Source organism: Ruegeria sp. AF8, assembly GCF_056541825.1.
This window is the reverse complement of the sequence record NZ_JBQFYW010000007.1, coordinates 206880-214152: the sequence shown is the minus strand read 5'-3', so window position 1 is coordinate 214152 and position 7273 is coordinate 206880. Positions and strand designations below refer to the sequence as shown.

At 53.2% G+C, this 7273-nt stretch carries 5 protein-coding genes and 1 pseudogene; 1 reads left to right on the top strand and 5 read right to left on the bottom strand.

Annotated features, from left to right (window positions below):
- Nucleotides 1-165: 165 nt before the first annotated feature.
- The 5 genes and pseudogenes from ACR0AO_RS14095 to ACR0AO_RS14075 all read right to left on the bottom strand — a co-directional run.
- A pseudogene (locus ACR0AO_RS14095) lies at nucleotides 166-291 on the bottom strand (ATP-binding protein); the annotation flags it as partial.
- A gap of 304 nt (nucleotides 292-595) precedes the next feature.
- Nucleotides 596-2476 (bottom strand): tetratricopeptide repeat protein, encoded by a 1881-nt coding sequence (locus ACR0AO_RS14090; protein WP_480604572.1) that lies wholly within the window; start codon nucleotides 2474-2476, stop codon nucleotides 596-598.
- A gap of 68 nt (nucleotides 2477-2544) precedes the next feature.
- Complete coding sequence (locus ACR0AO_RS14085) at nucleotides 2545-3342, bottom strand: citryl-CoA lyase (RefSeq protein ID WP_480604569.1); 798 nt, start codon at nucleotides 3340-3342, stop codon at nucleotides 2545-2547.
- A 498-nt stretch (nucleotides 3343-3840) separates the two neighbouring features.
- On the bottom strand, nucleotides 3841-4668 hold the full coding sequence (locus ACR0AO_RS14080; protein ID WP_480604567.1) for a CE1 family esterase: 828 nt from the start codon (nucleotides 4666-4668) through the stop codon (nucleotides 3841-3843).
- 304 nt (nucleotides 4669-4972) lie between these two features.
- Entirely contained in the window at nucleotides 4973-6664 is a 1692-nt protein-coding gene (locus ACR0AO_RS14075) for a winged helix-turn-helix domain-containing tetratricopeptide repeat protein (protein ID WP_480604565.1), read from the bottom strand.
- Nucleotides 6665-6845: 181 nt separating this feature from the next.
- Here ACR0AO_RS14075 and ACR0AO_RS14070 point away from each other — a divergent pair, with 181 nt between their 5' ends.
- Nucleotides 6846-7271 (top strand): hypothetical protein, encoded by a 426-nt coding sequence (locus tag ACR0AO_RS14070; RefSeq protein WP_480604562.1) that lies wholly within the window; start codon nucleotides 6846-6848, stop codon nucleotides 7269-7271.
- Nucleotides 7272-7273 lie beyond the last annotated feature (2 nt).

The window sequence follows — 7273 nt, the reverse complement described above, 5'->3', positions numbered from 1 at the left end:
GGATCGAAAAGATGAGGCGGCTGACGCGTATCGCGCTACTTTGCTTCTTTCTCCGAACCGTGCACGAAGCGCAGCCGCACTCGAATAGAGCTGTGTTGATTTCCGCTGAGAAGTGACCCGGTATTTTCACCGAGATTTGACCCACCCTAGTCTATGTATCAGCGCTTATTTGGTGGTCAATGTTGGTGTCTCCTTTCTTGTTTTCTTTGCGGCTTCGGAGCTGGCTTTGAAGCGGTAGCTGTCGTTGCCGGTTTCTAGGATGTGGCATCTGTGTGTGAGCCGGTCGAGAAGGTTCGCCCCGCTTCAGGATAGTGCAGGCTGACCGACGAGGCGCGGTAAGGCGTAGGGTGGCGCCAAGTCTGGCACCGATTCTCATTCGGGCACGCCCGCCGTTTGCAAACTTACCAGCCAGATCCGTCGGTTCTCGGAGTGGTTTTTTGATCCTGCGAATTGCCTGCGCTTCGCTGAGATTGATAGCCTCGGGGTGATCTCAAGCGCGTCTTTAACAGCCTCTTGGGCATCGTCTAGCCTGACTATATGCTACCAAAAGTGGAAACAGCACATACAGCCAGTATTCAGGGAATTGAAAACGTCGCTATTCAGGCAACCCGCCAGCAATCATCGCATCAAAATACCGGTCCTGGTCCTCTGAACGCAAAAAGGGTGTGTTTCTGTGTGTAGAAACACGGAAGTCCGGCCTGATTTCGAGTAATTTCTTTGCTTCAACCTGTGCATCTTCCAGACGTCCCATTTCTGCAAGGGTTGCGACCAAGATGCGGCGCGGAGGAAGCGACTTTGGATAAGTTGAGATACCGGTTTTTGCCAGTAGAATTGCCTGTTCGTAGTCTCTGAGTAGGAAATGAGAAAGGGCCGCGTTAAAATTGTACCAGCCGGGATAACGCGGGTTGACCTTTTTTGCCTTGTTGTTCCACTCAATCGCTTCGGCTGGCTCACCCATAAGCGACCGTAGAAAGCCCATACCATATAGGACCTCAGGATCATTGGGGTTCTCGCGTATTGCTCGCTGAAATGCCTGGTATGCGAGTTGATGATCATGGTCAGCAAACAAGTGTAGCTGTCCCAAGCGGTGTTGAACGCGATAGTCCGATTGATCCAGTGCTAACGCGCGTTCTGCGTGCTGACGAGCTCTGTTTAGAGCAGTTTCTGGATCGTCTGAACCTCCAAAGCGCCAGAGGCTAAGATAGCGACCGCTCAGTTCAATATGTGCAGAAAAGTAGTCTGGATCGAGCACTATTGCTCGTTCCAGAAGTTCAATTGCCTCTTGCCGACTTGCAGTATTCAGCAGCTTGCTTTTGGCGACAGCCCTCAGAAAAAGTTCATAAGCTTCTAGATCATCGGTCGGCCGTTTCCTAAGCGACGCGATTTCTTCTTCCTCAACTACTATTTTCAGGGTGGATGCGATTTCCCGAATAAGGTCGGCCTGAGCGGCAAACAATTCTTCGATCCCAATGTCATATTGTTCCGACCAAAGTGCGTGCCCCGACTCTGTCTCTATAAGTGTTGAGTTAATTGAAATATTCTCGCCAACGCTCTGAACGCTACCTGAAAGAACATATCGCACACCGAGCTCTCGACCTATATCTCGCGGTTTAACCAAGCTGTCCGCAAAGGTCATCGAAGTCGAACCAGCAATCACAAATAGCTGCGGAAACTTCGAAAGCTGCGTCGTTATTGCTGTTCCAAAACCTTCCGCCAGATAGCCGACCTCTTCAACTGTTGAGCGGTTCTCAAAGGGCAAAACGACGATGGAAGGTTCGTCCGGGGTGGCAAGCGCCAACTCCTCTTGTTCGGTCGGGGGCACCACATCTCTTGATCGCCACCATATGGCCGCAACCAGCACCAAACAGATGCATACTGCACCGACCAGAGTTGGCGCCCACTTGGATATCTGTGATTTCGTATGCGCAACTGGCTCTGATTTAGACAAAGCCTTAGCCTTGTCATCCAGAACGACTTCGAATGCTCGGACTGGTCTCTCTATGTTCTTGACTTCGGTCTCACCCAGATCGTCAAAATTCAGATTCAGCTTGTCCTGCACCTGGTCCTTTACGCTTCGGTGAATGCAAATACCTCCGGGCTCAGCCAAGCCTTCAAGTCGAGCGGCGACATTGACGCCATCACCATAAATGTCTCCATCCTCGGCAATCACATCTCCGATGTTAATGCCAATCCGAAAGACAATTCTTTCGCATTCTGGAACGTCCGAGTTTCGAGAAAGCATTTCGTTTTGAACAGAAACGGCAAATTTCATCGCCTGTACGGTGCTTTCGAACTCCAGTAGAGCACCATCACCCATCAACTTGATCGTCTTGCCACCATAACTCGCCGCAAAGGGGTCAATGAGTTCAGACCGATGCGACTTTAGTGCTGCCAAGGTCGCTGACTCATCGCGTTCCATCAGTCGCGAGTAGCCCACGACGTCAATACTCAAGATGGTGGTAAGGCGGCGTCCCACTTCCGTTCCCCCCCTGCACGGAAGACTATCCATCCTGATCCATGGAATCCATAGTTCTGCATTTCGCCCTATACCAAATAGCATATTTGCGGCGCGGTTGGTCCCTTGTTGCGACCACCCTGGTTCATTTGCTCCCATGCGTGGGCTATCATACCAACCGACCTGGACAGACAGAACAGGCCTCTTGCCAAGGGTCCCGCAAATCCCAATTCGGCATAAATTACGGCCGTGGCACCATCGATATTCATAGGAACTGGGTTACCCTTGCGGGAATTGAGAGTCTTTTGAATGGATCGCCCGTTCAGGGCAAAACGATCGTCAACTGTTCCCGCCAGAGCAGCCTGATCCACCAAACTTAGCAACCGCGGTGCACGGGGGGCCTCCGGTTTGTGAAATCGATGACCGAATCCCGGTACGAACTTCGTCCGTTCTGCTTGCCAGCGGTCTATCACCTGTCCAGTAGCTTCCATTGGTGCTTGTGCGGCAGAAATGGCGTTATCAATCCATGAATATAGTTCCACTGCCTGCTCACCGGCGGCGCCATGGACGTCATCCAGCATATTGACGGCGGATGCCATCGCGCCGTTCAATCCACGACCACACGTCACCGCCATTCGAGCTGTGGCAATTGAAGGAGCCTGTGGCCCATGATCCACCGCAGCGACCAGCGCACATTCCAATAGATCCGCCTGAGCCTTTGTGGGAAGCGCTCCCCGCGTCATAAGCCAGATCATTTGCGGGAAGGTTACATTCCCGATCAATTCTTTTATTGGAGTACCCCGAAACCTGATCTGACCGGGTGCCATATCAATGATTTCAGTCGTCCACCAATCAGACACGTCGGAGCGGGAGGCTACATCGCTCATTATGCACCTTCCTTTTTCAGCTCATCAATTTCGTTTTCAGAGAGACCAAGTTCCCCCCAAACAAGTTCATTGTGTTCCCCAAGAAGTAGCGGCGGCGTGTCAACAGTCGGTGCTTTTCCATTGAGTTTTACACCAGTGGTCGCGACTTGAATGTCGCGTCCGACTCCTGGTGCATTTTCGAACTTATGAAGAAACCCGCGACCTGCGGCATCTGTAGCACTTCTGGAACGGACAGGACCGCGCCCGCTGGGACCCCGATCCGGTTAGAGAGCGGCAGTTCGTGTCGAGCGCAGCGAGATTTCGTCAGGTAATGAGCAATATGCGGACAAACCCGCCGTTCGTCCGTCGAGCCCCAGTGAAAACAATCGGTTAGTAGCGGACATTAGAAGCAAGGTTTGGTACTTCTCAAAAAGCGCAAAACCGGTGATAATCCATCGGACTTTCGGAGTGGCACTATGAGACATATCTTGGAGTTCCGAAACTGGTGATCCGTCAGGTCTAAAGGCCTTCAAACCAGTCAAGCGCCATTGAACTCCAACCCTTCGGATAACCGTGTCCTCCCTTGTGCAGGATGATCTCGAGATTGCCGTCTTCGCAGTTCCAGCGTTTACGCCAGACGTCATCGGTCATTTTGTGATCTGCTGCATTGGGCGGGCAAGCGTTTTCACGTCGCCACACCGCCAGACCTTGCCAGATGTCGGCTTGGGTGATGGTAATGTCATACTCTTCACTGTGTATTGCACGACCTTCGAGTGGGACAACCTTGTCGGCAAATCCGTGAGTATGGAGCAAGTTTACCGGCCTGAGGCATTCTTCGGTCGCCGGGAGCCAGAACCCCCCGGAAGCAGGCGCGTAGCCAAGAGCTAAATCTGGCGCAAGGCAGGCAACTTCCCATACCATCGATCCACCTCTGGAAAACCCTGTCAGTAGCACACGGTCGACGTTCACGTTAGCACGAAGAGCAGCATCAGCCAGCACCTCACGTAGAAACCTGACATCGGAGCGAGGATAGGTGTTCCAACCATCGCGAACAGACCAATCGGCAGGCTTGTTTTCCAACCAAGGCAGGGCGTTCGGTGCAATAAAGGCGTATCCGCGCGCGGTGAACTCTTCGACGAACGCCGTATTCCCGATAACCTTTGCACCGGTTCCGCCATAGCCGTGAAGATGCATCACAGCAGGTCCGCCCTGCCAATTTTCGGGAAGGGCAATATGGTAATCTCCGGTTTCAATCTTGCACGAGTTAGCTTGATCACCGCAATCGAATGCAGCCGCTGGCCCCGAAGTCAGGAGTACGGCTAAAACGAGTATTGTCTTGTTGAGCATGGTTTCCCCCAGAAGCCGATTCTAGCACAACGTACCCCCAGCGCTGAAATTACGGAGATTGGTCAACCAAGCGCTCAGCATGGGTGGCTTTTTGCACAATGTATGACGACCTAAACACAACCCCGAGCGTTCAAAGAGTGATGTTCTTCTAACGAGATGGACGGGCACCGGCACCGCTGTAACTTAATCCCTAAAATACAGCGGTGCGGCCGTTTGGCTTTAAACAAGTTGCGCACCAAAACCGTTCATTCGCAGTTTTTTTTGCGAGACTGGGATACATTGCTAGAAGCGACAAAGTTGACAATTAAAGACCCGCCTCACTAAGTCCGCGCAGCATTTCCTCGGTTCCTTCGCCCATCCAACCTAGACTTGAGCGCAGTGACTCGATTGAGGGCCTTGAGGTGCCTGTTTCGCTGAAATATCGACCCAACAATTCGCTGGCGGCTTCAACCCTGCCGTCCAGCGCGAGTGCAGAAGCCATCGCTAGATTGGCAAATGAATCTTGTGGAGCCGTTGCAAGTGCGCGTTCCAGAGCCGCGATTGCCTGATCGTTCTGATTGCTCTGGATGTGTGCCAGACCAAGGTATTTCTCTTTGGTGAACGGGCGAAACCTCGGGTTTAGTTCCAGCGCATACTCAAAATACGGAATGGCTTTTTCCGGCTCGTCGCTCGCCATATGCACCAGGCCTGCACAAACGTAACCGCAATCCATGTTCGGATTCAGGTCCATTGCCGTGCGACAGGCCGGCATTCCCAACTCGGGTTGACCCAGGCGCGCATAGCCCGCGCCAACAAGCCAATAGGGTTCGGCATTCAATGGATCTACCTGCGTTGCCCTCAGCGCCGAGTCCAATGACAACTGGGCGGACTCTGGACGGCTGACGCCAGGCACGGCCGCAAGACTTCCGACAAGATGAACAAAAGCAAGACCGCCCCATGCTGACGCAATTCCGGGATCAAGTTCAGTCGCTTTGGTCAACAGCGCGTAAGCCTCTTGATAGTCGGCGACACTTTGATGGTTGTAGAGCAATACGTTTCCACGCAGCGCATAATCCCAGGCATTGTCCATCAACTCCGGTCCCTGACGATCCAGATCGGCCTTCCGAAGCTCAGCCCGCAACACAGACGCGATCTGACCGGTTACGTTGCCTTGTAGTTCGAACAGATCGGCGACAGGCCGGTCATATCGCTCTGACCAGAGATGGCTGTCACTTTCGCCATCAATCAACTGGGCATTGACCCTGACACGGTCCCCCTCAAGCCGGACACTGCCCTCCAGCACATAGCGAACCCCGAGGTCTGCCGCCACCTGAGACGCGCCTACGTTTTTGTCACGATAAGTAAAGGATGTGCTACGCGAGATGACGAACGCGTCCCGAATTCTAGACAGATCAGTGATAAGGTCTTCGGTGAATGCATCGGCAAGATATGTCTTACTTTCATCGCCTGAAAGATTGTCGAAGGGCAGGACAGCGATTGACGGGCCGTGTGGTTTTGCGACGCCAACAGATTCGGGGGAAGTGTCTTGCCAAAAGAAATAGGCAACAAACGCGAGTGCGAGTGCCGCCGCTAGCGCGGTATATCGCGCAAGCCCTGCTGGGATCGCAGTTCCACCCATTCGGCTGTCGCCTGACGCAGGAAGTTCAGCGTGAGAGGTTGCATTATGGTCCTCTGGGGCTTGCGGCGCCTCATCGGTCTTGACGGGGGCGACAAAACTGAAACCCCTGCGCGGGAAAGTCTTGATGAATCGCTGCTGTTCCCTGTCATCGCGCAATGCTTTGCGTATGGATCGAATCTGCGTGCTGATGGCTGCATCCGATACGATCTTTCCATCCCAAAGGGCATCGCACAATTCCTCGCGTGAGATGATCCTTTCTTTCTCATTCAGAAAATAGTGCAGCAGATCCAGCGCGCGGGGTTCAAGAGGGATGGCTTCACCGTCCCGAAAGAGCCCATGTGAGGGGTCAAACGTGAAACGGTCGAACCGATACCGCATAAACACTCTCCTGTATTGCCTTATGACAACTCAGATCATCCTTAGAATTCCTCATGTGTCCCTTAAGCACAAGCCTGCGCCGTCGCGCAGACTCTGACTTGCAAGCCCGGATTTCCGCGCCTGATGCGCCGTCGCGCAACAAGCAGCGGCAGTCATTCAGCACAATATGGAGGCACATCAAATGAAAATACGTATCAATTCCTTTGCCGCGCTACTTGCCCTGACAGCACTTTCTGCCCCGGCACTTGCAGGAACTCAGCTGGAAAATGCGCTCGCGAACGGGGCCTATCGTCTGACCGCCGAAGAGGTGAGCATTCGTCTGGCCGACAAGACCGTTACGTTTGAGAACGCAAATACCGGCGCCAAGGCGCTGGTGTATTATGATGGGGGCAATAACACCAAGCTGAAGCTGGAAGACGGAACTATGCTAGAGGGTTTTTACGCCTTTGACCTTGCTGACCACGTGTGCGTTGGTGCCTATGGCAACGAACCGATGCGCCTGCGGTGTGTGCATGTCGTTCTGATTGACGGTGTGATGCACAAATTCGAACTCGACGGAAGCCTGCGCGGGCGGATTATCGAGGAAGTCAGCGGTAACGTTATCTAATC

Bases quoted from the DNA above. Each gene is read 5' to 3' on its own strand.
- ACR0AO_RS14085 (WP_480604569.1), bottom strand. From the start codon at position 3,342: ATGAGCGATGTAGCCTCCCGCTCCGACGTGTCTGATTGGTGGACGACT.
- ACR0AO_RS14080 (WP_480604567.1), bottom strand. From the start codon at position 4,668: ATGCTCAACAAGACAATACTCGTTTTAGCCGTACTCCTGACTTCGGGG.
- ACR0AO_RS14075 (WP_480604565.1), bottom strand. From the start codon at position 6,664: ATGCGGTATCGGTTCGACCGTTTCACGTTTGACCCCTCACATGGGCTC.
- ACR0AO_RS14070 (WP_480604562.1), top strand. From the start codon at position 6,846: ATGAAAATACGTATCAATTCCTTTGCCGCGCTACTTGCCCTGACAGCA.